The sequence below is a fragment of the Aquirufa sp. ROCK-SH2 genome (assembly GCF_054558315.1).
In genome coordinates this window covers 114,680-141,121 of the sequence record NZ_JBPXKB010000005.1, presented here as the reverse complement: position 1 = coordinate 141,121, position 26,442 = coordinate 114,680, and the positions used below count along the sequence as shown (strand labels likewise).

24 protein-coding genes are annotated in these 26,442 nt (G+C 36.9%); 11 read left to right on the top strand and 13 right to left on the bottom strand.

The genetic code is table 11. From position 1 onward, the window contains the following. Genes gmk through V7S79_RS11390 form a run of 3 tightly spaced genes read right to left on the bottom strand, consistent with a single transcriptional unit; the run spans position 1 to position 1,524 of the window. Positions 1 to 567 carry a guanylate kinase gene (gene gmk, locus V7S79_RS11400; RefSeq protein WP_459490718.1) on the bottom strand — a complete coding sequence of 189 codons (567 nt, stop codon included), beginning with the start codon at positions 565 to 567 and terminating at the stop codon, positions 1 to 3. Between the two features lie 22 nt (positions 568 to 589). Next, entirely contained in the window at positions 590 to 862 is a 273-nt protein-coding gene (locus tag V7S79_RS11395; protein WP_459490717.1) for a hypothetical protein, read from the bottom strand. A 44-nt stretch (positions 863 to 906) separates the two neighbouring features. Then, entirely contained in the window at positions 907 to 1,524 is a 618-nt protein-coding gene (locus V7S79_RS11390) for a sigma-70 family RNA polymerase sigma factor (protein WP_459490716.1), read from the bottom strand. A gap of 362 nt (positions 1,525 to 1,886) precedes the next feature. On the opposite strand from V7S79_RS11390, the gene V7S79_RS11385 reads away from it, so the two are divergent. The 5 genes from V7S79_RS11385 to V7S79_RS11365 all read left to right on the top strand — a co-directional run bounded on the left by V7S79_RS11385 (position 1,887) and on the right by V7S79_RS11365 (position 4,685). Next, positions 1,887 to 2,093 carry a helix-turn-helix transcriptional regulator gene (locus V7S79_RS11385; RefSeq protein WP_459490715.1) on the top strand — a complete coding sequence of 69 codons (207 nt, stop codon included), beginning with the start codon at positions 1,887 to 1,889 and terminating at the stop codon, positions 2,091 to 2,093. 114 nt (positions 2,094 to 2,207) lie between these two features. After that, a complete protein-coding gene (locus tag V7S79_RS11380) occupies positions 2,208 to 3,029 on the top strand; it encodes a sterol desaturase family protein (RefSeq protein ID WP_459490714.1) in 822 nt (273 codons plus the stop codon). Between the two features lies 1 nt (position 3,030). Beyond that, a complete protein-coding gene (locus V7S79_RS11375) occupies positions 3,031 to 4,092 on the top strand; it encodes a lactonase family protein (RefSeq protein ID WP_459490713.1) in 1,062 nt (353 codons plus the stop codon). A gap of 28 nt (positions 4,093 to 4,120) precedes the next feature. Beyond that, entirely contained in the window at positions 4,121 to 4,411 is a 291-nt protein-coding gene (locus V7S79_RS11370; protein WP_459490712.1) for a type II toxin-antitoxin system ParD family antitoxin, read from the top strand. Next, a complete protein-coding gene (locus V7S79_RS11365; protein ID WP_459490711.1) occupies positions 4,392 to 4,685 on the top strand; it encodes a type II toxin-antitoxin system RelE/ParE family toxin in 294 nt (97 codons plus the stop codon). Before V7S79_RS11370 ends, V7S79_RS11365 begins: the two co-directional genes overlap by 20 nt. Positions 4,686 to 4,688: 3 nt before the next feature. Here the strand turns inward: V7S79_RS11365 and V7S79_RS11360 are convergent, their stop codons facing one another. From V7S79_RS11360 to V7S79_RS11350, 3 genes are read right to left on the bottom strand one after another with little or no spacing between them, the layout of a single operon-like run. After that, entirely contained in the window at positions 4,689 to 5,921 is a 1,233-nt protein-coding gene (locus V7S79_RS11360) for an MFS transporter (protein ID WP_459490710.1), read from the bottom strand. Position 5,922: 1 nt separating this feature from the next. After that, positions 5,923 to 6,930 (bottom strand): zinc-dependent alcohol dehydrogenase, encoded by a 1,008-nt coding sequence (locus V7S79_RS11355; protein ID WP_459490709.1) that lies wholly within the window; start codon positions 6,928 to 6,930, stop codon positions 5,923 to 5,925. Positions 6,931 to 6,938: 8 nt separating this feature from the next. Further along, complete coding sequence (locus V7S79_RS11350; protein ID WP_459490708.1) at positions 6,939 to 7,349, bottom strand: GNAT family N-acetyltransferase; 411 nt, start codon at positions 7,347 to 7,349, stop codon at positions 6,939 to 6,941. 130 nt (positions 7,350 to 7,479) lie between these two features. Here V7S79_RS11350 and V7S79_RS11345 point away from each other — a divergent pair, with 130 nt between their 5' ends. The 3 genes from V7S79_RS11345 (at position 7,480) to nagA (ending at position 11,008) form a co-directional block, all read left to right on the top strand. Continuing rightward, a complete protein-coding gene (locus V7S79_RS11345) occupies positions 7,480 to 8,085 on the top strand; it encodes a hypothetical protein (RefSeq protein WP_459490707.1) in 606 nt (201 codons plus the stop codon). A gap of 155 nt (positions 8,086 to 8,240) precedes the next feature. Next, positions 8,241 to 9,926: a gamma-glutamyltransferase gene (gene ggt / locus V7S79_RS11340; protein ID WP_459490706.1), complete on the top strand. Its 1,686-nt coding sequence runs from the start codon at positions 8,241 to 8,243 to the stop codon at positions 9,924 to 9,926. A 26-nt stretch (positions 9,927 to 9,952) separates the two neighbouring features. Next, entirely contained in the window at positions 9,953 to 11,008 is a 1,056-nt protein-coding gene (gene nagA, locus V7S79_RS11335; protein WP_459490705.1) for an N-acetylglucosamine-6-phosphate deacetylase, read from the top strand. A 101-nt stretch (positions 11,009 to 11,109) separates the two neighbouring features. Here the strand turns inward: nagA and V7S79_RS11330 are convergent, their stop codons facing one another. The 3 genes from V7S79_RS11330 to V7S79_RS11320 all read right to left on the bottom strand — a co-directional run bounded on the left by V7S79_RS11330 (position 11,110) and on the right by V7S79_RS11320 (position 14,800). Next, positions 11,110 to 11,616, bottom strand: a complete 507-nt coding sequence (locus V7S79_RS11330; protein ID WP_459490704.1) for a cupin domain-containing protein — start codon at positions 11,614 to 11,616, stop codon at positions 11,110 to 11,112. Between the two features lie 150 nt (positions 11,617 to 11,766). Continuing rightward, positions 11,767 to 13,200 (bottom strand): Gfo/Idh/MocA family protein, encoded by a 1,434-nt coding sequence (locus V7S79_RS11325; protein WP_459490703.1) that lies wholly within the window; start codon positions 13,198 to 13,200, stop codon positions 11,767 to 11,769. Between the two features lie 166 nt (positions 13,201 to 13,366). After that, on the bottom strand, positions 13,367 to 14,800 hold the full coding sequence (locus V7S79_RS11320; protein ID WP_459490702.1) for an LTA synthase family protein: 1,434 nt from the start codon (positions 14,798 to 14,800) through the stop codon (positions 13,367 to 13,369). Between the two features lie 253 nt (positions 14,801 to 15,053). Between V7S79_RS11320 and V7S79_RS11315 the strand changes: the two genes are divergently transcribed. From V7S79_RS11315 to V7S79_RS11305, 3 genes are read left to right on the top strand one after another with little or no spacing between them, the layout of a single operon-like run. Continuing rightward, positions 15,054 to 16,709 (top strand): sodium/sugar symporter, encoded by a 1,656-nt coding sequence (locus V7S79_RS11315; RefSeq protein ID WP_459490701.1) that lies wholly within the window; start codon positions 15,054 to 15,056, stop codon positions 16,707 to 16,709. 1 nt (position 16,710) lies between these two features. Further along, positions 16,711 to 17,838 carry an aldose epimerase family protein gene (locus tag V7S79_RS11310; protein ID WP_459490700.1) on the top strand — a complete coding sequence of 376 codons (1,128 nt, stop codon included), beginning with the start codon at positions 16,711 to 16,713 and terminating at the stop codon, positions 17,836 to 17,838. A 23-nt stretch (positions 17,839 to 17,861) separates the two neighbouring features. Next, positions 17,862 to 18,917 (top strand): aldose epimerase family protein, encoded by a 1,056-nt coding sequence (locus tag V7S79_RS11305; protein WP_459490699.1) that lies wholly within the window; start codon positions 17,862 to 17,864, stop codon positions 18,915 to 18,917. A 51-nt stretch (positions 18,918 to 18,968) separates the two neighbouring features. Here V7S79_RS11305 and V7S79_RS11300 read toward each other — a convergent pair whose 3' ends face one another. From V7S79_RS11300 to V7S79_RS11285, 4 genes are all read right to left on the bottom strand, one after another. Continuing rightward, positions 18,969 to 19,331, bottom strand: a complete 363-nt coding sequence (locus V7S79_RS11300) for a four helix bundle protein (RefSeq protein ID WP_459490698.1) — start codon at positions 19,329 to 19,331, stop codon at positions 18,969 to 18,971. A gap of 233 nt (positions 19,332 to 19,564) precedes the next feature. Next, on the bottom strand, positions 19,565 to 21,397 hold the full coding sequence (gene rpsA, locus V7S79_RS11295; RefSeq protein ID WP_459490697.1) for a 30S ribosomal protein S1: 1,833 nt from the start codon (positions 21,395 to 21,397) through the stop codon (positions 19,565 to 19,567). Positions 21,398 to 21,609: 212 nt separating this feature from the next. Next, positions 21,610 to 25,230: a PVC-type heme-binding CxxCH protein gene (locus V7S79_RS11290; protein WP_459490696.1), complete on the bottom strand. Its 3,621-nt coding sequence runs from the start codon at positions 25,228 to 25,230 to the stop codon at positions 21,610 to 21,612. Between the two features lie 52 nt (positions 25,231 to 25,282). Further along, entirely contained in the window at positions 25,283 to 26,395 is a 1,113-nt protein-coding gene (locus tag V7S79_RS11285; protein ID WP_459490695.1) for a Gfo/Idh/MocA family protein, read from the bottom strand. Between the last annotated feature and the right edge of the window lie 47 nt (positions 26,396 to 26,442).

Sequence of the window (26,442 nt, the reverse complement as noted above, 5' to 3'; positions counted from 1 at the left end):
CTACTTAGTAAAATTGGTGAATAATTGTTGGGCTTCCTCCACGGCACGATCTAATTCGTCATTGACCAGAATTACATCAAATTTATCTTGAAAAGACCATTCAAATTTCATTTTAAAAATACGTTTAGACAAAGATTCTTCTGTTTCTGTCCCTCTTGCTCTTAATCTTTGTTCCAATATTTCTAAACTTGGCACTTTGACGAAAATAGCCAATGCTTTTTCTTTGTAATAGTTTTTTAGTGCGAGTCCGCCTTTTACATCTACGTCAAAAATAACGTGTTTCCCAGTTGACCAAATTCGCTCAATTTCAGATTTTAAGGTGCCATAATATGCACCTGGATATACTTCTTCCCATTCTACAAATGCTTCTTCATCAATTTTTTGACGAAATTCATCGGGAGTCATGAAATAATAATCTTGTCCGTTTTGCTCAGATCTACCACGTTTATCACGGGTGCAAGCAGATATTGAAAAACCCAAATTAGAATTTCGGGCTAAAAGTTCTTTTACGATTGTTGTTTTACCCGAACCAGAGGGTGCAGAGAATATAATTAATTTACCTTCCAAAACGATTTATGCTATTTATAAGCTAACAAAGTAACGGAATTAAGATGGAAATAAGGATTAAAAGTAAAAAAAGTTTCGCACGGATTTCATCAAACAAAGATTCAGGGCATTTTTTATGGCACTTTTCTTTGATGGCTTTTTTCAAACTCATTTCCAATTCATAACCTTCTTGACAAGGTAAACATTGATCTTTATTTGCTAAAAATGCGGCCTCTTCTTCTGCCGTTGCTTCTTTATCCAAAATCCTTTGGATTAATTTCATGCAATTACTTTGATGCTCACAACTCGTTTTCATTGGTATAATCTTTATATTCAATTGTTTAGGTAACGTAAAGGCAATTATATTAGTTCCATGTTATCTGACATTGTGTCAGAGCCATATCCCCTTTTTTTGGCATAATCCGCCAATGTCTCTTTCAAAACAGCTCTTGCTCTATGTAATCGAGAACGGACAGTTCCAATAGGAATGTTTAATATTTTCCCCATTTCTTCGTAACTAAACTCCTCTAAATCACATAAAATAATGATCATTCTGAAATCTACAGGCAAGGCTTGAATGGCAGCTGTAATCTCATCACCCATCATTTCATTCACCGTTTCCGCATGTAAATCTGCCTGAAAAGCAGGTTCTGGGTCATCCTCTCCCGCATACGACTGTTCAACCCACTCAAATTCTACTTTGGAAGGGCCCCTCGACTTTTTACGATAATCGTTAATGAAATTGTTTTTTAGAATTCTAAACAACCATGCTTTTGCATAGGTTCCTGGCTCGAACGATCCAATGAATCGATAAGCCTTTAAACAAGTATCCTGCACCAAATCATTGGCATCATCCTCATCATTGGTCAATCTTAAAGCAAAGTTGTACATCGCATCAAGATGAGGCATAAATTCCTTTTCAAAAATCTCTTTGGACTTATCTGGAGGAATAACTTTTTCTTCTACTTGGACTTCCATGTGTATGTAGTTAATCACAAAAACTGGTATATTTTTATGAACGAATATTGGCTATCAATTATTTGACCAAAAAAAGAATCTGACAAAAAGGCTTGGTGAGGTAAGAGGTAAGAGGTAAGAGGTAAGAGGTAATAGGTAAGAGGTAATAGGTAAGAGGTAATAGGTAAGAGGTAAGAGGTAAGAGGTAAGAGGAAGTTTCATTCAACTTTAAGTTGAATTTTAGACTTAAAGTAGAAAATGAGCAGTTAAAGTTGAATTTTTTATCAAAAAAGTTATATTTTTTTACAAAATCTCAATAAAATTTGTTTTTATTTTTTTGTTTTAAAATATTTAAATCAAAATCAAACCTAACCTAAATTCTTATGAAAACCAAGCATCTTTTTTCTACTGTTTTAATCAAATCTAGACAATCTCTTCAATTAACTCAACAACAAGTCGCCTCAGCCATCGGCGTTAGCCAAAGTGCCTATAACTATTGGGAATCAGGCAAACATTACCCGAATGCCACAAAAATTTTCCAACTAAGTCAAGTCTTAAAAATTCCCATCGAGGATGTATTTTGCAAATAATTCACTGATAATTTTCTAAAAAAAAGAAGGGTTGGTTTTGATTGGAAAACATTCTTAGCCAACTCTTGGTTTTCAATTTATTCAATTGTTACCTTTGGACTTAAAATAAAAACAATGATTCAACAAATTATACAATACTTTGAACATATACCCAGTAGTCACCGTGCACTTATTTTAGCCGGAGGAATTACCCTATTTTGGTTAATTGAAAGCGCCATACCTTTGGTCAATTTTCATTACAAAAAATGGAAACACGCTAAATTGAATTTCCTTTTTACCTTCACAACGCTTATTATCAATTTCTTTTTTGCCACATTAATTGTCAAAGCAAGTGATTTCACAACGAGTCATCATTTTGGACTTTTACATATTATACAGCTACCTGATTGGGCATTTTTATTGATTGGTTTAATGCTTTTGGATTTAGTTGGCGCCTGGTTTATTCATTTTATTGAACATAAAATCAAGGTCCTTTGGAAATTCCACATCATCCACCATGCAGATACACAGGTTGATACTACAACCGCCAATCGACATCATCCTGGCGAAAGTGTATTTCGTGCTATTTTTACCATCCTTGGTGTACTCATTTGTGGAGCACCGATTTGGTTGGTGATGTTATACCAAAGTTTAAGTGCCGCATTTTCACAATTCAATCACGCCAACATTCGTTTGCCTAAAAAATTAGACAATATGATTAGCTGGTTCATTGTTTCGCCAGATATGCATAAAATACATCACCATTTTGAACGCCCACAAACCGACACGAATTTTGGAAATATCTTTTCCATTTGGGATCGTATTTTTGGAACCTTTGACCAAACCCCGATTGAAAGAATCAAATATGGATTAGATGTAATTGATAATTCAAAAGATGAGGATTTATCCTATCAAATTCGAATTCCATTCGACAAGAGCGTAAAAACCGATTATTAACATGTTTTTATCCATACTATCTTTCTTAAGTTTTTTTGCTGAAAAGCCTCAACAGTTAATGATAGGTTCTTACACCAAGGACAATCCAGGCATTGAAGTATATGATGTTAGCCAGTTGAAAAACATCAAAAAGTCCTATTCCTTACATGTCCCCAATGCATCCTATCAAACATTATCTCCCGATGGGAAATACATGTTTTCAGTAACAGAAAAAGGCCCTGAGGAATCTCGCGTTACCGCTTTTCGAAAAAAGAATGGCCAATTTGAATTGATTAACCAACAATCCACACAGGCGGCAGATCCGTGTTATGTGGTATATCGCCAAGCGAGTCAAACTGTATACACAGCCAATTATTCAGGAGGAAGCGTGAGTGTATTTAAAACCAAAAATGGTGCATTAATGCCATTAGCACAAAAGATACAGTATAGTGGTTCAGGTTCCATTAAGAACAGACAAGAGTCCTCTCATGCACACAAAGTGGTTTTATCCCCAGATCAAAAAGAATTATTTGTAACGGATTTGGGAACTGATAAAATCTATCAACATCAAATATTAGCAGATGGAACTTTGAGTTCACAATTTAAAACCTATTCGGTCAAGCCTGGCAAAGGACCCAGACATTTGATATTTCATCCAAATGGAAAAATCGTATATGTAATCAATGAATTAAATGGCACAGTGGATGTTTTTAGCTACGTTAATCATCAACTCAATGAAATCCAAACCATCCAAGCCGATTTTAGTCCCCAAGACGTAAAAGCAAGTGCGGACATTCATTTATCCAAAGATGCCAAATGGCTAATTTCATCTAATCGGATAACGAGTGATAATTTATCCATTTTCAAGGTTCAAAATGATGGTAAACTCATTTTTGATCATCAAGTAAACGTCGGTGCAAAACCAAGAAATTTCACCTTTGATCCAAGTGGAAAGTATGTGTTTGTAGCGAGCAGTGGAGAAAATAAAGTTCAGGTATTTTCTTTCAACAGTGTCAACGGACAATTAATTGATACAGGTGTGATTATTGAGGTTCAAAATCCAGTTTGTTTGACATTTCTATAAATATTTGATTTTGACAACATACCAAAAATTGGTATTTTTAGAAAAAACAAAAATAATGGCGAAGAACACTTCTATTTTATTGGGCGAATATTTTGACAATTTCATTCAAACACAAATTGCAAGCGGGAGATTTTCTTCAGCAAGTGAAGTAATTAGGACAGCTCTTAGATTATTTGAAAAAGAAGAAAATAAAAAATCCGATTTAATTAAGGAGCTTTTGATTGGAGAAGAATCTGGTTTTATTTTAGATGTAAACCGTGAAGATTATCTGAAAGAAATGAGAGAAAAATACCTAACAAATGAAATTCCAATTAAGTAATTCCAGCAAAAATGATTTAGATACAATTTGGCTTTATACTTTCGAAAACTGGTCCACTAAACAAGCAGAAAAATACATTCATCAAATATTCGATACAATAGAATTTTTATGTACAAATCCTTTCATTGGAACAGATTGCGGCGAATTAAGGATGGGTTATTTTAAATATAGAATCAATTCTCACTATATTTTTTACAAAATTGACAGCTTAAATGATCAAATACAAATCATAAGAATTTTACATAAAAAGATGAATTACGAAAGTTATATGTAGTTCTTACGACAAATTCTTGGAAGGAATTTTTTGCATAATAAATGCCGCTACCAATAAGGGCAGAGAAAATACAACAAAGCGAATAAGTATACTGTAACCTTCATCCGACATAATACCAAAAAGCGTGGGTCCTACTATAGCACCAAATCGACCAATTCCCATGGCTAAACCTACGCCTGTGGATCTCACGTTATCCGAATAGATTCGCGTAGAAGCTGGATAGAAAATATTGAAACCGCCTTGAACAAAAAAGCCAATAAAAAATGTCAAAATAAATCGAGCTAGATAATTCAAATCAAAACTGCCATATAAAACCATCAAAGAAAAGGCCATCAACATAAATACCAACATCACTTTACGAATCCCCCATTTACCAATGCTAAGCCCCATCACGAACACTCCCGTGAATGCCCCTAAATTCAGCGTAGCACCCACATAAGTCGCTAGTTCATAGGGCATTCCAGCCGACTTCGCTAAAGTAGGAACCCAACTCAACACCGTATATAAAGTTAAAAAGCCGAAAAATATTCCTGTCCAGAGTAAAATAGTAGAAGTTCTATATTCGGGAGAAAGCAATATTCGCATGGGTTTAATAGCGATTTCATTGGATTGTTTTTTTTGTAAATAGGCAGGAGATTCTGTCAGGAACAACAAAACAATCACAAACATAACCGCAGAAAATATTCCTGCACAAAGAAATGCGAATCTCCAACCAAACGCTGGTACTACCCAAGCTGCCACAAAACCAGTCAATATCGCTCCCAAAGGCCAACCTGCTTGAACAATTCCTACATTGAAATCCTTTGATTTTTTATTTGAAAATTCAGAGGCGACTGTCGCCAAATTCGGCAAAATCCCTCCTATTCCAAATCCAGTAATAAAGCGATAAATCAACATTTGAGAAAAATTCTCCACGAAATAAACCAAAACCATTCCCAAGCTGATTAAGAACAAAGAGATCAAGAAGATTTTTCTTCGGCCGATGGAATCACCCAAAGGCGCCAACAAAAAACAACCGATGGTCATTCCCGCTAATCCAGAACTAAACACATAACCCATTTCGGCATTGGTTAATTGCCATTCTGCTGTAATTTCAGACGCTGCGAATGAGACCAAAAAAACATCAATACCATCATTGAAATTGAGAATAAAACAAATAGCGACAATTAAAATTTGATGCCAAGACATCGGTTTTTCATCGTTAATGGTCATAAAAGAGGAAGAATCTGAAGACATTTCAATTCAATTTTGTTTCAATGATAATTTTACCTGCGTGCCCTGCAGAGGCTAAATATAAAGCTTCCTGCAATTGCGATAAAGGCATTCTTTTGGTAATGATTAAACTTGGGTTAATGACTTTCGATTTCAATAAATCAATAACACGTAGAAAATCAAAAGGATGATCATAAATGATGGAGCCTTTGATTTGAATTCCTTCCCTCGTAATTTTTAAAGGTTGGTAAGACGCTAACTTTTCAGAAAGTCCCAAAAGAACAATTTCAGAACCTCTTGGTGCAATTTCGGCTGCTAAACTTGCTGTTTTTTCATTTCCAGCGCATTCAAAAATGACTTGAACATCCTTTTGAGTTAAAAAAGTAGTTACTTTTTCTACATCGGAATCAAAAAACTTTTGCGCTCCTAAATCAAGCGCTTTTTGTACTAATTCAGGATTTAGTTCATGAACAAAAACCTGATAACCTAATTGAATAGCCAAATGCGTAAGCAACATTCCAATGGCACCTAAACCTATCACAGCCACGGCATCTCCTGATTTAGCTTGTGAAGAAAAAAGAGCATGGTAAGCTACTGCCATGGGTTCAATACAAACAGCATTGTCATCTGAGATATGATCAGGAATGTCAAAAACAGAACTAGATGGGGCACAAACATATTCAGCAAAACAACCAGGTTCTGTTTGACCAATGATGCGCTTATTCACACAAATATTACCCTTCCCTCTTTTACAATAAGAGCAATGACCACAAACTATATTCGGGTCTACCACCACTCTTTGTCCCAAAACTCGATCACTCACTCCTTCACCAATTTTATCAATAAATCCCAAGGCCTCATGTCCAATGATGGTCGGCTTGGATAATTGACGGTGTCCTTGAAAAAAATGGACATCTGAACCGCAAATTCCTGCCTGCTTGACTTTGATTCTTACCTCGCCCAATTTAGGCTCGGGTAAAATCATTTCTTTGATTTCTATATTTTTGGGACTATTTAATATTCCAATTTCCATGTTCTGTATTAATTAATTTCAGCAACATCATCGATAAAAAAACAATGCTCGTGCTTTTGCATGCCAATTTTGGGATAATATCCTTGTGCTGCCGGTGCGGCCAATAATATCAATTTCGCCCGAGGGAGAAAGAGTTTCACCTCCTTTAAAAGTCGTTTACCAATTCCATGATGCTGGTAGGCTTCATCTACTGCTAAATCGGCCAAATAAGTCGTGTAAACGAAATCGGTCATACAACGTGCTAAGCCAACCAATTTGTCGCCGTCATAAGCTCCAATGTACACATTTGCATGTTCCAACATAGATTCCATCGCCTTAATATCAGACAAGGGACGCCTCACTCCTAAGGTGGATTTATCTAAAATCTGAATCAAATCTTGAACGGATAGTTTGGGATTAATTTGATAAGTAATTTCCATTAGGCAATGAACAAATAGGACTTAAAGGATTAGAATTATCAAATTTAAAAGGTTTTTTTGCTTTTTAAAGCATATTGGCCGTTTTCATTCCTTGAAAGATTATCTTTGCAGTCCAATTTTTAGTCTATACATGCCCAATTTAGAATCGATTTTTTCTGCAATTATCTCAAACACAGAGACTCATGCCAAGTTTTTGAATACCCTTTCCTTCATGGAAAACGTGGGTGCAAGAAAAATCTCGAAATTTGAGCCAAAGGTGGATGTAGGTTTAATGGTCTTAAAACATGCAGCAGAAGAACACCGCCATGCTTTTTATTTAAAAAAGCAAATTACCAAATTGGTAGAAGGTGGTTTCGAAACTTATCAGGATGAGTACTTATTGAGTCCAAAAAGTTCTAAATTTTATCTCGATTTTCTTGATGTTAAAGTCTGCCAATATGCCCAAAAAGTTTTAGGTCTGAAAGGTGCAGATGTCAAATGGGCTGCTTATTTATTGGTCACTTATGCCATTGAAGTTCGGGCGGATGAATTATATCCTATTTACCAAAAAGCATTGACTGCCCAAAAATCCAAAGTTCAGGTTAAATCGATCATTTTAGAGGAAGAAGGTCATTTGGAAGAAATGATCAAACAATTGAAAGCCTTTTCACCTGATTGGGAAACACATGCTCAAAAAGCGATTGAATTTGAAAAGGAATTATTTGAAGTTTGGATTTCTTCGATAGGAAAGATGTAAGAGGTAAGAGGTAAGAGATAATAGGTAAGAGGTAAGAGGTAAGAGGTAATAGGTAAGAGGTAAGAGGTGGCTTTGGTTCTGAAAACTAATAACTAATAATAACTAAAAACTAATTCTATTTTTGATTAAATTCACTTCATCAAGAACTTATCAACATGAAAAAAATCTTACTTCTTTTACTTTTCCCAATTGGTTTATATGCTCAAGATCGCCCGAGTGGTAAATTATGGGCAACTCGATCTGAAGTTATTGCCCAAAATGGCATGGCCTGCACCTCACATCCCCTATCTACTCAAGCCGCTTTGGATGTTTTGAAAGCTGGTGGAAATGCCATTGATGCGGCTATTGCCGCTAATGCGATGGAAGGAGTCGTTGAACCGCATGTCAACGGTATAGGAGGCGATTTATTTGCCATTGTTTGGGATGCTAAAACAAAAAAATTGTATGGATTAAATGGATCAGGAAGGTCTCCTAAATCATTAACTTTAGATGAATTCAAGAAGAGAGGATTGAAACACATTCCAAGTACTGGTCCTTTGCCGGTTAGCGTTCCAGGTTGTGTAGATGCTTGGTTTGAATTACACAAAAAATTTGGCAGTATGCCAATGAATAAAGTCTTGGAAAAAGCAATTTCGTATGCTAAAAATGGCTTTCCTATCCATGAAGAATTCGCCTCCGCTTTACAAAAGGTACCAGCCAATTATGGTAAATTCCCCAATGTTTCAGAACATTACTACCCCAATGGAACTATTCCAGTTCGTGGAGATATCTTCAAAAATCCCAACTTGGCCAATACTTTGGAAAAAATTGCCAAAGGTGGAAAGGATGCCTTTTATAAAGGTGATATCGCAAGAACCATCGATGCTTTCATGAAAAAAAATGGCGGATTTCTTTCTTATGAGGATTTAGCCAGTCATACTTCCACTTGGATTGAACCGGTTTCAGTGAATTACAGAGGCTATGATGTTTGGGAATTACCTCCCAATGGACAAGGCATTGCTGCCTTGCAAATGCTAAATATTTTGGAAGGTTATGACTTTTCTAAAATCAAATTCGGTAGCGCAGAGCATATCCATTTATTTACTGAAGCTAAAAAATTGGTTTTTGAAGACCGTGCCAAATTTTATGCCGATACCGAATTTGCCAAAGTGCCTGTTGCGGGTTTAATCTCTAAAGATTATGCCAATGAGCGCAGAAAATTAATCAAAGACCGAGCTTCCAGACATTATGATGCAGGAAATCCAGCACTAAAAGATGGGGATACAATCTATTTGACCATTGCAGATAAAGAGGGAAATATGGTTTCATTGATCCAAAGCAATTACCGCGGTTTTGGTTCGGGCATGTTGCCAGATGGATTGGGATTTATGTTACAAGATAGAGGAGAGTTATATAGTTTGAAAGAAGGAGAAAATAATACCTACGCACCAGGTAAAAGACCTTTTCACACGATTATACCTGCGTTTATGACCAAAAATGGAGAGCCTATTATGAGTTTCGGTGTAATGGGTGGTGGTTTTCAACCGATGGGTCACGTGCAAATTGTGATGGATGTTGTCGACTTTGGAATGAACATTCAAGAAGCAGGTGATGCACCGAGAATCAATCACGAGGGATCTTCTGAACCAACCGGTGAAGGCATGGAATTAACTGGAGGTACCATCACTTTAGAAAGTGGATATCCCTATGAAGTTATCCGCGAGTTGATGCAAAAAGGTCATCAAGTAGGTTATATGAATGGCGTTTATGGTGGATATCAAGCCATTCGATGGGATCCAGTTAGGAAGGTATATTTTGGTGCTTCGGAATCAAGAAAAGATGGACAAGCTGCAGGTTGGTAATTTATTACTCTCATGAATTGAATAAAATGCAAATCATATCCGCCAACAAAATATTTACCGGTCATGAATGGCTTTATCAGCATGAAATTCATGTTGAAAATGACCGTATTGTAGCTATTCAGCCAGTTAAATCGGAAACAGACATACGATACAATGAAGGATTCATTTGTCCCGGATTCATAGACCTACAAGTGTATGGTGGTGGGGGAATTTTATTTTCCAATCACCATACGGTAGAATCTATTCAAAAAACGTATGAGGAACATCTTGCTACAGGTACTCATTTTTTTCAAATAACGCTAAATTGTTCTCCCAAAGAGTCAATGTGGCTAGCCATTGAGGCTTGTCAAGCCTATTTAGCACAAGGAGGAAAAGGCCTCATTGGATTACACTTGGAGGGTCCTTTTTTCAATCCAATACGAAGAGGAGCACATAAAGAAGAGTTTGTTCAAAAACCTACGATTCCTTTTATTCAGGAAATCATTGATCGAGCAAAATCTTTGCCGATTTACATGACCATTGCACCTGAAATGTTCGAAGAAGATGTGTTGGATTTCATCATCAAAAGTCCCATACTCTTATCTATCGGCCACTCAGATGCGACCCAAGAACAAGTGCAACAGGCTTTTAATAAAGGAATTAATCGAGTAACCCATTTGTTCAACGCACAATCGCAATGGCAAAGTAGAGCTTTAGGAATTGTTGGAACAACCTTCCTCAATGAAGCTTGGGCGAGTATCATTGTAGATGGTTTGCATTGCGATTTCAATTCTGTTCGTTTGGCAAAAGAATTAAAAGGTGATAAATTATTTTTGATTACAGATGCCGTGACAGAGGATTTATCTGGACCTTATCATTTCAAAAAGGTCAATCATAAATTCACCAATGATCAAGGCGTATTATCTGGTTCGGCATTAAGCATGCAAGAGGCAATACAAAATTGTGTAAGCCATGCAGGAATCCCATTGGAAGAAGCGATCCGAATGGCAACGGTATATCCTGCTGAAGTAGCGAATTTATCTCATGAGATAGGGAGTATAGAGGTGGGGAAAAAAGCGGCGATCTTTCTATTTAGTTATTAGTGTTTAGTTATCAGTTATTAGTGTTTAGTTATTAGTTATTTAAATATTCCTTTTTTCTAATAACTAATAACTAAACACTAATAACTAATAACTATAAAGCTCTACCTTCCAAAATCATCTTGTAACCTCACAATATCCTCTTCATCGGAAGGATGATTTACATCTGTATGTTGCCAAATTTCTGCAACAAGGCCCCAATTAGCTAAACCGATAAGGCGGTGCCTTTGACCAATATCTAATTTAATAAAATCGCCATCTTGGTAAATTCCTGGATCAGGTTGTTCGTCTGTCGCAGAAATTGCCACGGCAACTGGGCCTGACACAACCTTCCAAATTTCTGAACGCCGAAAATGGTATTGCCAAGAAAGGCGTTGATTGGGCGCCACCAACAAAAATTTGGGACTTAATTTTTGAGTAATTTGAATCTGCTCAAAACTTAACTCGGAAAAAAATTCTTCGGCAAATCGAGCTGCTTGTCCTTCTGCTAAAACATAGAAACCACCCCAAGGCCGAGAATAATCTTTGGCTACTATTTCATATCCTTTGGAAAGAATATATGCTTCTACTTCTTGAAAAATAGCGGATTTGTCGTTGGGGTTATTTAGCATCGAAATTTTTTTTACAAAAATAAAAAAAGACGGGAGGTTATCCCGTCTCTTTGTGTTAAAACTTATTATATTTATTAGGTTTTAGTTATTAGGTATTAGAATATTAAAACACTAATAACTAAACACTAATAACTAATAACTAATAACTATTTACAGCTTCCAACCTGCTCTGTATTCTCTACGAACAAATTGGTTTGCTGGGTCAAAGTTTGTGATACGCATATTAGCAGCATCCCAAGTCAATTTCTGACGTCCAATGTATTTAGCCGTTCTACCTTCGCCTTCGCGCAACATGTAAGAACGAATCGCCAAATTACCCATTAAAACAGATTCTGTAAATGGCCCTGCATAATCGAATGGAGAACTAACTTCCATTTTGCCGAAACCAGCTTTACATGCTTCTACCCATTGAGTATTGTGTCCAGCATCACCTCTTTCCACGCGTGGAATACTTGCTTTTGGCAATTCCTCTTCTGGAACTTGCTTTCCATTTTTGAATACTTTAGGATACATACCATAAGTACCACAAGTCATGATACCTTTAGTTCCGATCAAAATAACACCATTAGAACCATCTGGATCTCCAATTACTTCTGTGGAAGGAATTCCATCTGGATGAGGTGCACGTAGACCACCGTCGTACCAAGTTAATTTAACAGGTGAATTATTTTTCTTAGATGGACCATAGTTCAAAGTTACCATTGATGAAGGAGGACATCCTTCTGGAATCCACTCTGGTGTCCAATCTTTTAAGAATACAGAACCTACTGAACATTCTACGTCGATTGCATCGCGAATACCTAAAACTTTGAATGGAGGATCTAATAGGTGACATCCCATATCTCCCAAAGCGCCTGTACCATAATCCCACCAACCTCTCCATTTGAACGGAACGAAAGCTGGATTAAACTCGCGATATTTCGCAGGTCCCAACCATAAATCCCAATCTAATTCTTTAGGTACTTCAAATCCAGCAGATGGATAAGCAATTCCTTGTGGCCAAACTGGACGATTAGTCCAAACTTGTACTGTGTGTACTTTACCAATGACACCCCCTTCAAACCATTCTACCATTTTACGAACTCCATCTCCTGAAGAACCTTGGTTACCCATTTGAGTCACCACTTTCATTTCTCTAGCTTTTTCAGCCAAGATTCTTGCCTCGTAAATATCGTGTGTTAAAGGCTTTTGTACATATACGTGCTTGCTACGACGCATCGCTTCCATCGCAATGGTTGCGTGTGTATGGTCAGGAGTAGATACAATAACAGCATCCACATTATTTCCTTCTTTTTCTAAAGCAACACGGAAATCTTTGTAATATTTGGCATTAGGTAATTCACCTCTTGCTTTTGCTGCCTGACGATCATCTACATCGACAATGGCAACGATGTTTTCTGAGCCCTTGTTGTAAGAATTCATAATATCACTGTAGCCTTTTCCGCCACCACCGATACCCATGATATTCAATTTGTCTGAAGGAGCTTTATAACCCTTGCCCAAGACATGGCGAGGAACAATATAAAAACTGGCCGCAGCCACAGAAGCGCTTTTGATAAAATCGCGCCTAGAATTATTACTCATAGCTTTTTGGTTTTTAATGTTTAATATCAAATTCCACCTTTGAGAAAAAGGTAAAAGTAAATTTGCTCAAAATTCTGCAAATGACAAATCAATTTCTTGAAATTTTCATAAAAGATAAGGCATGACAGACTTGAACTAGGTGGATGTCAACAGAATTCAAAAAATCTTAGTGTTTTTTTGAAAGCACTAAATACGGTACAAATTCTTTATTATACAAATTCAAACAACGGAGGTCTGGATAAGAATGATCGCCAACAAATAAAACTTTATCAAACAAAGAATTATCACGATCTAAGTAATTTAGGGTATGCTTAATTGTTACAGTAATTCGATAAAATTGATCAAAAGCATGTAGATTATTATCAAAACTTTTTAACAAAATGGATTTTGCCTTTTGATAATCTTTAAGGTCAACCCGACTCATATCTAAATTAAACGGGGAGTGTGTATTTATCGTTAAACCAAAAGCAAAAACTTTGTGATAATTTTTACTTTCATGCATGATGCTATCCACCATGTCTTCATCAAAAACAGAATAATACCCATTTTCTTGGTTAATTTTCGCCGTTTTATTGTTCAATAATTCTTCCAAATAAAATCGACTTTTGAAATTTAATTTTTTTCGGAATCCTTCTGCATTGCTATGATTGCTTCCATATTGTTTAGAAGCAGGAAAAGAAGCGATGGTATGATATCCTGCCTTTATTTTATTTGTAACTAAATTATATTTGGAAGGCTTAGAAAATTCTAAAAATGCTCGGTAAGATTCTTCATTATCCATGTTTAATAATTCTCTCGCTTCCGCGGAGGCAGTATTTCCATGGAAACAAATTCGTCCAAATTCTACCCGGTAATTAGATGACAAATGAGTATCCTGTAAAATATAATTATTCAAAAAGTCAGTACAAACCGCTTGATTTTGAGGATTCACTAATTCACTCCAGCTTTCCATCAACATCAATAATTCTTTGTTAGTTTGATTATCTCCAAAATATTGAATGCTTGGGCTGATTGCGTTTGATTTACCGCAGGTATAATCTTTAATTGCATTGGCCCCTTGTTTGTAGATGGAATAATCATCAATAAATAAATCCAATTTATTCTCATTTATTCCTTTTAAATAGATATTTGTTTGAAAGCGATGCACCAATTTAACATTCACAATCGTGCGAAAAGCCATTAGAAAAACCAATAAAACAACAAATTCAAAGGAATAATTTAGATGATTCTTAATCAAATTAAACTGAGCTTTTACAATTAAGTAAATGACGAAAACGGCAAAAATTAGATACAAAAAGAAAAAAGCAAATTCTTTCGGTTTTAACCAAATATAGTTAATCCGAGCAACGAAACTGTATATATTAAAGAAGAAAAAATGCGGTAGTAAGGCCAACACAAATGTTGCAATAGAAAGCAATTGAATAATAAAAAACACCCTAAAACTAGGTTTAATAAACAAGAGACCTGTATTCAATAAAAAAAGAAAGGAAACCGATAAATGTATGTTACCATCAACCAATGGAGATTTAATGCAATTTTCTATCAGCAATTGCAATAGAAAATAGACGCCCCAGTTGACTAGGCCTAAATATTTATTCATTCAAAAAGTAAATTAAGAGTAATTTCAAAAGGTTAAATTGGGCAGTTTTAATTTTAGAACATATAGTTTAAAGAGGCTAGGATTTTTGTTATCGACAAAATACCTAATTTTTCCTTTGTATTTCAAGTATTTGATGACAAAATATGATTTTAATTTTTGCAGTGATGCATAAGAAAAGATTAGTTCTTAAATTGCGCATGTCATTTTTTAAAGATAAATTATGACTTATTGAAAACTTACCTTTAAACCAAACATGAAACTCGGATTAGAAACACTCGATTACACCATATTTTTCATCTATTTTGTGGTTGTAGCCACTTATGGCTACTGGATTTATAAAAACAAAGGAAGTAAGTCCGACAACAGTAAAGATTTCTTTCTGGCAGAAGGATCGCTTACTTGGTGGGCCATTGGAGCATCCATCATCGCTTCCAATATTTCAGCGGAACAATTTATCGGAATGAGTGGACAAGCCTTCCAATTAGGTATTGCCATTTCCGTTTATGAGATTTTTGGCGGGGTCGTATTGCTGATTGTAGCTACCTATTTCTTGCCCATGTATCTCAATAACAAGATTTATACCATGCCACAATTTCTCTCCAAGAGATACAATGATAAATTAGCGACCATGATGGCCATTTTTTGGTTGTTTTTATACATTTTCGTGAATTTAACGTCTATCATTTATTTGGGCGGATTGAGTTTAGAAAAAATGACAGGTTTCTCTTTTATGAGCTGTGCTATTTTCTTAACCATCTTTGCGGTTATCATTACTTTGGGAGGAATGAAAGTGATTGGTTATACCGATGTCATTCAAGTAGTTTGTTTGATTTTTGGAGGATTGGCTACTACTTATTTGGCCTTGGAATTATTGTCCAACCGAGTAGGGACAGGCGCAGGAATTTGGGAGGGAGTTTCTTTGATCAAGGAAAAAGCGGATAGCCATTTGCACATGATGTTTAGTCCCAATCAATACCAAGTATATGACGGAAAAGGCGGGTTCATTGATGCCTATAAACAATTACCGGGTATCATGATGTTTGTGATTGGTGGACAATGGATCAACAACTTAAATTATTTTGGTTGTAATCAATACATGACCCAAAGGGCGCTTGGAGCTGATATCAAAACTGCTAGAAATGGAGTTATGTTTGCGGGTTTCTTAAAAATGTTGATGCCTATTATCGTTGTATTGCCAGGTTTGGCGGCTTATGTTATTTTCCAAGAAAATGCAGAACCAGCCATTGTGAATGGAATTACACAAAATGGAATCATCAAGCCAGACAATGCCTACCCTGTTCTTTTAAATTTACTTCCTGTAGGTTTAAAAGGCTTAGCTTTCGCGGCATTGACAGCTGCTATCGTTGCTAGTTTAGCTGGTAAAGCGAATAGTATTTCGACGATTTACATGTTGGATATTCATAAGAAATTTTTCAATCCCAATTTGTCGGAAAAAAACACCGTTTGGGTTGGAAGAATTGCTATTGTGATTGCTTTTGCCATTGCATTGGTCATTAGCCCACAATTGAAAAACTTGGGCCAAGCCTATGAATACATTCAAAAATACACGGGTTATATTTCTCCGGGTATTTTATCTATTTTCTTGTTAGGTTTCTTTTGGAAGAAAAACAGTACTCAAGGTGCCATTGTTGCGGCCGTTTTAAGTATTATTCTTTCCACTTATTTAGAAATTGGTTTCCCAGATATGCCATTCTTGAATCGAATGGGAATTGCATTCTGGATCTGTGTATTGGTTCAAGTTGCCATCAGTTATTTGGTATTAAAAGGAGAAGATCACCCGAATGCCTTTGAAGTAAAAAGAGAATGGTTTAAGGTTTCACGTTCCTTCCAAATTGGCTCCATTGCTATCATTAGTTTCTTTATTTTAATCTATGTTATTTTCTGGTAAAATGAAAATCAAATCTATTTTAACCCTTTTCATAGGACTCTTTCTTGTTAGTGCTTGTGCTCAAAAAGAAAATTCAAAGCCCGGAATCAGTAAAAAGCCTTGGGGCAAGGCTAGTGGCACACAAGTAGATTTATATACCTTGACTAATGCCAACGGCATGACGGTCAAAATATCCAACTATGGCGGAACCATCGTTTCTTGGACAGCGCCAGATAAAAATGGAAAATTCGAGGATATTACTTTAGGATGTGATTCCTTATCGGGATATATCAAAGGCGTGCCTTATTTTGGAGCTTTGGTAGGTAGATATGGTAATCGAATCGCGAAAGGGAAATTTATCTTGGAAGGACAACGTTATACGCTGCCAATCAACAATGGAGAAAACACCTTACATGGTGGATTAAAAGGCTTTGACAAAGTAATTTGGACTGCCAAAGCTGTGGAAGGTGACGAACCTAAATTGGTTTTAAATTATTTATCCAAAGACGGTGAGGAAGGATTTCCAGGCAATTTGCAAGTACAAGTTATCTATACGTTGAAAAAAGACAATGCCTTAGAAATAGATTATTCTGCAACAACAGATAAAAGTACGGTTATCAATTTAACCAATCATGCTTATTTCAACTTATCAGGAAATGCCAAACAATCCATTTTAAACCATGAATTGACGCTCAAGGCAGATAAGTTTTTACCTATCGACAAAGGTTTGATTCCAACAGGCATTTTAAAAGAAGTGAAAGATACGCCATTTGATTTCACAAAGACGCACAAAATTGGTGAGCGGATTAACCAGAAAGACACTCAATTGGAATATGGAAAAGGTTATGACCATTGCTGGATAGCCAAAGATACCAGTGAGATGCATTCTATTGCAGAAGTATATGAGCCTAATTCAGGCAGATTCATGGAAGTGATCAGCTCCGAACCTGCTATTCAATTTTACTCAGGCAATTTTTTGGATGGAAGTGTGAAAGGAAAATCAGGCATCAATTACCAACATCGGACAGGTTTTTGTTTAGAAACAGAACATTATCCAGATTCTCCGAATCATTCTCGTTTTCCTAAAACAGTATTGAAACCTGGTGAAAAATACCATACAACAACCATTTACAAATTCAGCGTTTTATAATTCATTCGTTTACAAAATTTATCATGCACATTTCTTCCCAAGCCTTCGGAACTAGTCGTTCTGGCGAATCAGTTGAACTTTATACCCTTAAAAACCCAAACGGTCTTGAGGTACAAATCATGACTTATGGTTGCATCATTACCAAAATTCTTTGTCCAGATAAAAATGGTCAAATAGAAGATGTGGTTTTGGGATTTGATACCTTGGAAGAATACGAAAAAGATAGCCCATTTTTCGGTGCTGCAGTGGGTCGTTACGCCAACAGAATTGCGAAAGGTAAATTCACTTTGGAAGGCAAAGAATATCAATTAGTTGCTCAAAATAAAGGGAATCATTTACACGGAGGACTAAAAGGCTTTGATAAGGTTGTTTGGAATGTGAAGGACGCTAGTAGCAATGATCATGAAGCCAAATTGGTATTGACCTATCTTTCCAAAGATGGAGAAGAAGGATATCCAGGAAATTTAGATGTTCAATTGACGTATACCTTGAATTCCAACAATGAATTGGATATTCGCTATGAAGCAACAACAGACCAAACAACGATTCTTAATTTAACGCAACATACGTATTTCAATTTAACAGGAAATATCAAAGGTGGCATCCTAGACCATGAAGTACAAATTCATGCTTCTCGATTTGTGCCGGTGGATGAAACGGTAATCCCAACGGGAGAATTATTAGCGGTAAAAGGCAATGCCTTTGATTTCACTCAGCCGAAAAAAATAGGATTAGAAATTGATGTAAATGAAGACCAAATTGCCAAAGGTGGCGGTTATGATCATTGTTATGCCTTCGATAAAGCACCCAATGCCTTTGAATTAGTAGCAAGTGCTCATGAACCTATTTCAGGAAGAAGGTTGGAAGTTCGTACCACAGAACCTGGTATGCAATTTTATACAGGAAACAACTTAGATGGCCGATTAACGGGCAAAATGGGAGTCAATTATACTCGCCGAATTGCCTTTTGTTTTGAAACCCAGCATTTCCCTGATTCCCCCAATCAAGCGCATTTCCCAACAACGGTTTTACGGCCTGGGGAGAAATTTGATTCTAGAACGAATTATAGATTCTTTTAGAAAAGAGGAAAGAGAGAAGAGAGAAGAGAAAAGAGGAAAGAGAAAACATTATTAATTCCTGTTATTCTTTTTTAAAGTATTTATACTTGCGATAATTATATTAATCATTTCGTCTATCTCCTTTAATAAATTTTCGGATTGAATTTGATCTAAAAATTTCAATTCTGTAAGAATTCGTATCCAATATCGGGATTCAAGTGCTTCTTTATTAACAATAGATAACTTAAACAAAAAATCATTTTTTGAAAATCCTCCAATAGCTTCTTCTAGATTCGCGCCAATGGATGTTGAGGATCGTATCAATTGTTTTGTAATGATATATTCATTGTATTTTTTACTAATTTCTCTACCTTGAGCAATGCAATTCAAGGCAAATAAAAATGCTTTTTTTTGAAGAATATTTTCCCTTTTCATAAACGAAAATTTTTCTTCAAAAATGAAAAATTATTGCTGAATGACACAATGAATTATTGATAATATATTCCAATAAACTGATAAATATTCCTCCCTCTTTCCTCTTTCCTCTTTCCTCTTTTCTCTTTAAAGATGGTATAAAAAGAGTGATTAATTAAAACACAAAGACACAAAGTTAAATAAGGACACTAATTTTCTTATTTAACTTTGTGTCTTTGTGTTTTAAGGGTTGATTACTCAGCTTTCTTAGATTTTTTCTCTAATTTTTTGATAGCTTGAGCTCTTTCAGCACCTTCCATTTGCTCTTTTAAAGCAGATAATGCACCGATATCTCCCATAGTAGATTTCTCAGCAGCAACAGTTACTTTTTCAGTAGCTTTAGCCGCTTTCTTCTTCTCTGGTTTTGCGGCAGCAGCAGCTGTTTCTTCTGCTGTAGCTTCAGTGAAAGTACGAGTGTGTGAAAGAATGATCTTACGCTCATCTTTTTGGAACTCAGTTACTACGAAATCCAATGACTCTCCTACTTCTGCAGTCGACTCATCTGCTTTCACTAATTGCTTGAATGGAGCTAATCCTTCAATACCGTATGGTAACTCTAACACAGCCATTTTGTCATTTTTAGAAATAACAGTTGCTTTGTGAGTTGAACCTACTGTGAAAACGCTTTCGAAAGTATCCCAAGGATTCTCTTCTAATTGCTTATGTCCAAGAGCTAAACGACGATTCTCAGCATCTAATTCGATTACGATTACGTCTAAAGCATCTCCAACTTTAACAAACTCAGATGGATGCTTGATTTTCTTAGTCCAAGATAAATCAGAAACGTGAACTAAACCATCAATTCCTTCTTCTAATTCTAAGAATAAACCGAAGTTAGTTAAGTTACGAACTGTTCCTTTATGTTTTGTTCCAACTGCATACTTAGAAAGTAAGTCAGTCTTAGTCCAAGGATCTTCCGTCAATTGCTTAACACCTAATGACATCTTGCGCTCCGCACGATCCAATGTTAATACAACTGCTTCCATCTCATCACCTACTTTTAAGAAATCTTGTGGATTACGTAAATGTTGTGACCAAGACATTTCTGAAACGTGGATTAAACCTTCAACGCCTGGCAATACTTCTAAGAAAGCACCGTAATCAGCAACGTTAACGATTTTACCTTTCACTTTAGAACCAACTTCTACATCAGCAGCTAATGCTTCCCAAGGATGAGCTTGTAATTGCTTCATACCTAAAGAAATACGCTTCTTGTTCTCGTCGAAATCTAAAACTACTACTTGGATTTTTTGATCTAACTTCAACACCTCTTGTGGATGGTTGATACGTCCCCACGAGATATCAGTAATGTGAAGTAAACCATCTACACCACCTAAGTCGATGAACACACCGAAATTAGTCATGTTTTTGATCACACCTTCTAATACTTGACCTTTGTCTAAGTTAGTTAAGATAGTTTGACGTTGCGCCTCAAGATCTTTTTCGATCAATACTTTATGAGAAACAACTACGTTATCATTTGTGTGGTTGATTTTAACCACTTTAACTTCCATATTTTTACCAACAAAAATATCGAAATCACGGATTGGCTTAACATCAATTTGTGAACCTGGCAAGAATGCCTCGATTCCAAAGATATCAACAATTAAACCACCTTTTGTACGACGCTTAACGAAACCGTTGATGATAGTATCTTCTTCTAATGCTCTTTCGATGTTAGTCCAAGCTCCCATTACCTTCGCTAATTTACGAGAAAGAATCAATTGTCCATTTGAATCTTCTTGATTCTCAATGTACACTTCAACTTCGTCTCCTGCTTTCAAATCCGGCATATCGCGGAATTCAGAAGCAGATACTAAACCGTCAGACTTAAATCCGATGTTTACGATAACTTCGCGGTCTGTTTTACTTACAACAATACCTTTTACTACTTCTTTTTCAGTAACTGAATTCAATGTAGCCTCAATAGCGGCTTCCATTTGTGCTTTTTGATCAGCAGAGTAATTTCCACCGAATCCTTTTCCTTCAACTAAATCCCAGTCGAAATCTTTTGGTTGTTTTGACATATTTGTCGCCCGAATTACATCAACATGCTGGGCTAACATGCTGAACTTTAGTTAATAATCAATTTTTATTTGGGGTGCAAAATTAAGAAGAAAAGAGGAAATAGAAAAGAGAAAAGAGAAAAAAATATAGAAGAGAGAAGAGAGAAAAGAGAAGAGAGAAAATATTTCATCTTTTCCCGTTTTCTCTTTCCTCTTTTCCAGTTTTCTCTCTCCTACTCCACTTTCATCACTCCATTCATGATTCTCCAGTGGCCTGGGAAGGTGCATAAGTAAGGATAATTACCTTTGGTGGCTGGTGCTTTGAAGACCACTTTTACCACACCATCAGATTCTACTAAGGTCGTGTAGGCTAGCACTTCTGGCATCGTTGGGACATAATTTTTGGCCAATCCGTCAGCTGCGGTGATCATTTTGTCTGCTGCAGCGCCAATTTTCTCCATGCTTCCCATCGCTCCTAGTACCCAGTTGTGTTGCATGGCATCCACATTTTCAAAAATCAATTCCACTTTCGCTCCTGCAGGTACTGAAAATTCTTTCAAATCATATTTCATGGCCTCACGAACCGTTTTCAAATGAATGCGAACCACATTGGCATCTGCCTTTTTGGTTTCTATCTTCCAAACAGAAGCTAAGCGATCCAAATAATCAGCATCTGCTGGACGAATTTTATCCACCAATTGTTGAATATACGCTTTGGAATCCGCACTTAAAGCGGGATCTTTTCTTGAATTCCAAACTCCTGAAGCTCCTTTCAAAGCAGCACCAAAAACAGGACTCGCTACTTCTTTGATTTTCTTTAAATTTGAAACCAACTCCTCTCCTGACCAAATCGAAGCTCCTCCTCTAAAAATCTTTTCAACTGCATAAATATTCAAATTAGGACCAGCAGCCACATCAATGGCTAGTCTGAATTTATTATTCGTCAAATCCGATTCTCCCAATACCGCATTGCGATCCAATTGAACTTCCATGGCATATTTACCAGAAGCCTCCGCTGTCCAACCTAAATTTCCCACCCAAGGTCCATTGTTCCCTTTGGTGACTGAAACAGTTTCACCCGAAGCAATCCCATCTACGAAAGTATAAGATTCATAATCTGTTCTTCTTCCTTGCCCCTCAATCTTAATCAACATCGGCACGGGAGTTCCTTTCGAGATGGCAACTTTACCCCTATTCTTCACACGAATCGTGAAATTGCTGTATTCGCGTAATTTAAACGTTCCTCTTTGAATCTGAACCTCTTCTACCACTAAATCAACTCCTTCCACCAAGCCATCAGTTTTAGGATTATTCAAATTCTTAACCATTTTTTCAGCGACAACAGCCCCTGGTTGAGCGCCTTCTTTTTCTACAAACTTCATTTTACGTGCATCTCCATGTGCCATCAAATAAGCCGTATACACTTCTGGCAACCAACGATCTTTGTTCTCTTGCTCTTTGGCAATTTTAGCCAACACTGCCGACTCGATTGCAGAACTTGTTGGCATTTCAATGAAGGCTAAAACCGTATTTAATACCACCAATGAATCTTTATCGGCCAACATGTTTTTGCTCAATAAAACATTTGCCCATGCAGCATTTCTTGGCAAAATTTGTACTGCATTCTTACGAACTGCCGCACTTTTATGAGTCAAAGCAGCTGTTAAAGCAAGTTTCACTTTTGCATCTTCCAATACACCTAATCCCTCTAAGGTTCTCAATGCATGGATTGCCGCAGGAGCCAAACCAATTTCATCCGTTTTGGCATTTTGTAAAACTGCCAACAAAGCTGGAACAACCTCTTTATTGCCTCTTTCTACCAATAATCGTTGTGCTTGCAATCTCCAAAACAAATTGGAATTACCTAAAGCAGCCAAGCAGCCTTGCGTTGTAGACAAATCTGGTGCTGAATATTTAGGTGCTTCATTATAGGCCACACGATAAATTCTACCGTGCGTATAATCTCTTAAATCTGTTTGGTAAGCATTTCCTGAACCATTGTCGAATCCTTTAGGAACTGGATTGTGCTGAATGATGAAGGAATACCAATCGGCAATCCATAAAGCACCATCTGGACCTACCTGAGCGAATACAGGTGAAACCCATTCATCCGCACTGGCCAAAAAGTTAAATCCTTCTTTATCATTGAAATCAGTACCTGTTGCCACCATGTTATTTTGATGCACTACGTGGCCCGTTGGCTCAGTTACAAAAGCAATTTTATTCCAATATTTCTTTGGAAAAGCTCTTGCCGAATAAAAATTATGTCCTGCCGCTGCGGTATAACCTCCAAAAACATCCACTTGACGCACACGTTTGGTGATGGTCTTCATGTCTTTGTGCGTATCTGTGCTTTTACTTCCGCTCAACGTATAAGGCGCTTGCCAAATATCTCTGTTAGGAATCGGCATGTACCATCCGTGCGAGTTATTTGCCGTTGAACCAAATACGTCTCCTGCTTCATTGAAATCAAATCCCCAAGTATTGTTAGAAGTATTCGTCATGAATTCCAATTTGGAACCATCCGGTTTGAAACGGAAAAATCCAGAAGAAAATTTAACACTATCTGCTCCTACTTTTCCAACAAATCCTGAATATCCCACTGATCCCCAAATCCAGTTATCGAATCCATAATGCAAATTAGATGGCCCAGCATGCGTGTCATAGGTACCAAAACCCGTGATGATTTTCTTTTTCTCATCTGCAATTCCATCACCATTGGTATCTTTTAACATCAAAATATGCGGAGCTTGCGAAACCACTAAACCTCCATTGGCAAAGACCATTCCCGTTGGGATGCTTAATCCATCTGCAAAACGAGTGAATTTATCTGCCTTTCCGTCGCCATTGGTATCCTCACAACGTAAGATATAATCGCTACCTCCCGACTCCTTGCGCTCGTTGGGATAATCTTTGGTAATTAAGACATATAATAATCCTTTTTCATCCCAAGTCATAGCGATGGGATGCATCACATTGGGTTCTGCGGCGAAAACGGATAAGGTAAAATCAACGGGCACTTGAGTGAATTTAACTGATTCTTCCGGTGTCAAAGGCAATTGTTGTAATTGTGGCCCTTGTCTTTTTTCGTAATTGGGCAATTTAGCCTCTCTAAAATTCAGGTCCGCCAAATTCAATTTTCCGATGAGTGCTCTTTTTTCTGCACCGACAGCATGCAAAATACCTTGGGTAATTAAATGCTGAAACGCTTCTGTATCCCAGGTTCTTTCATCGTGTCCGTAAGCTGTGTAAAACACATTTCCTTTACCATACGTTCGAACCCAAGTATAAGGCTCTAAACTTTGACCCGGCTTGTCGTTCGACTGCTCTTTGCCAATGATTCTCGACTGAATAACCAAATTATCAGCTTGTAATTGGCTATGCAAATAAGTTTCATCGACCGTTTTAATTTCTTGGTATCCCTTTAACACCGGATGATTAGGCAAGTCATTTTTGATGCGAATGGAATCCATTTTATGTCGCCAAAACTGCCCACCCACCATTTTAACAAACTCTTTGGAATTTCTAAAACAGAAAGATGCACAGTGAATAGCTACCAAACCATGACCTGAAGCCACATAATTCAACAAGGCTTTTTCTTGTGTGGCAGGAATAGAATCATGATTGGCAAAAATGATTAAGGCATCAAATTTGTTCAAATATTTTTCATTCAAATCTTTCAAAGATTCGGTATAGGTAATGTTCATTCCCTTGACTCCCACAGCAGATTGCAATGCAGGGTAACGGTCAAAAGGTTTATGATGTCCATTGTCGCCCAAAAACAAGAGTTCTAAACGGCGTTGAGAGAATGCCAAGGTAGGCAATAAAAGCAAAAATAATGCAAGTTTTTTCATAGGTTGAGTATATAAAATGCTCCTCATGGATCATAAGGAGCATTTATTAAATTTAAAATTTAGGAATTTCTATCAAAGCACCGCCTTGTAAAGCTGACTCGTGTGCCAAAATTCCCACAGACGTCCAGTTGGCAGATTGTGGGGCATTTGGAAAAGGATCACGATCGGCAGCGAGCGCTTGTAGGAATTCATTCACCAAATGGGGATGTGAACCCCCGTGGCCTCCACCTTGGGTGAAGGATAAGTGCGTATTGTCTGATTCGTCATAGACACCTTTGGTCGTAAAACGTTGAATTTCTTCAGGCAGGTAATGCGCAAAATCAGGTGTTGGGACTTTTTCTGGAATTTCAGGTTCTGGTTTTTTAGCGGTATGTACCACCAATTCTTCCCCTTCAATCAAAGGCCATTCCACGGATTTTTTAGAACCATACACTTCAAAACTTTCTCTGTATTGGCGAGCCACATCGAACAAAGAGCGATACACATGGGCACTCAAATCCGAATCGCGGAATTTAATATGTGCCGATTCAATAGCAAACGGTGAATTATAATGAGCGATTAATTCTTCACGAATGGTACCTGAACCAAAGCAAGAAACATATTCTGCTTCTAGTCGCAATAATCCAGCCACTGGACCTACGCAATGTGTAGCATAGTGCATGGGAGGCAAGCCAGGCCAATAATCAGGCCAGCCATCCATGTCTTGTTGGTGGGTCGCTTTCAAGAATTGCACCTTCCCTAATTCCCCTTTTTCGTATAATTCTTTGATGTAAAGAAATTCACGTGAATAAACCACGGTTTCCATCATCATGTATTTTTTACCCATTTTTTTACTTGCCTCCACGATAGCCTTGCATTCTTCTACGGAAGTTGCCATAGGAACCGTACAAGCCACATGTTTTCCTGCTAACAGGGCTGCAATGGTTTGTTGAGCATGTAAATGGATAGGGGAATTGATGTGCACAACATCCACCAAAGGATCTTGAATGAGCTCATCAAAGTTGGCATATCTTTTTTCAATTCCATAGGCATCACCGATGGAATTCAGTTTTTCTTCATTTCTCTGGCAAATGGCGTACATATTAGCCAAAGGGTGTTTCAAATAGATAGGGATAAATTCGGCACCAAAACCTAGGCCCACAATGGCCACATTGTATTTCTTCATCGTTTAAATAGGAATTAAAATTCTAATTTATAAAGAAAAGAGGAAAG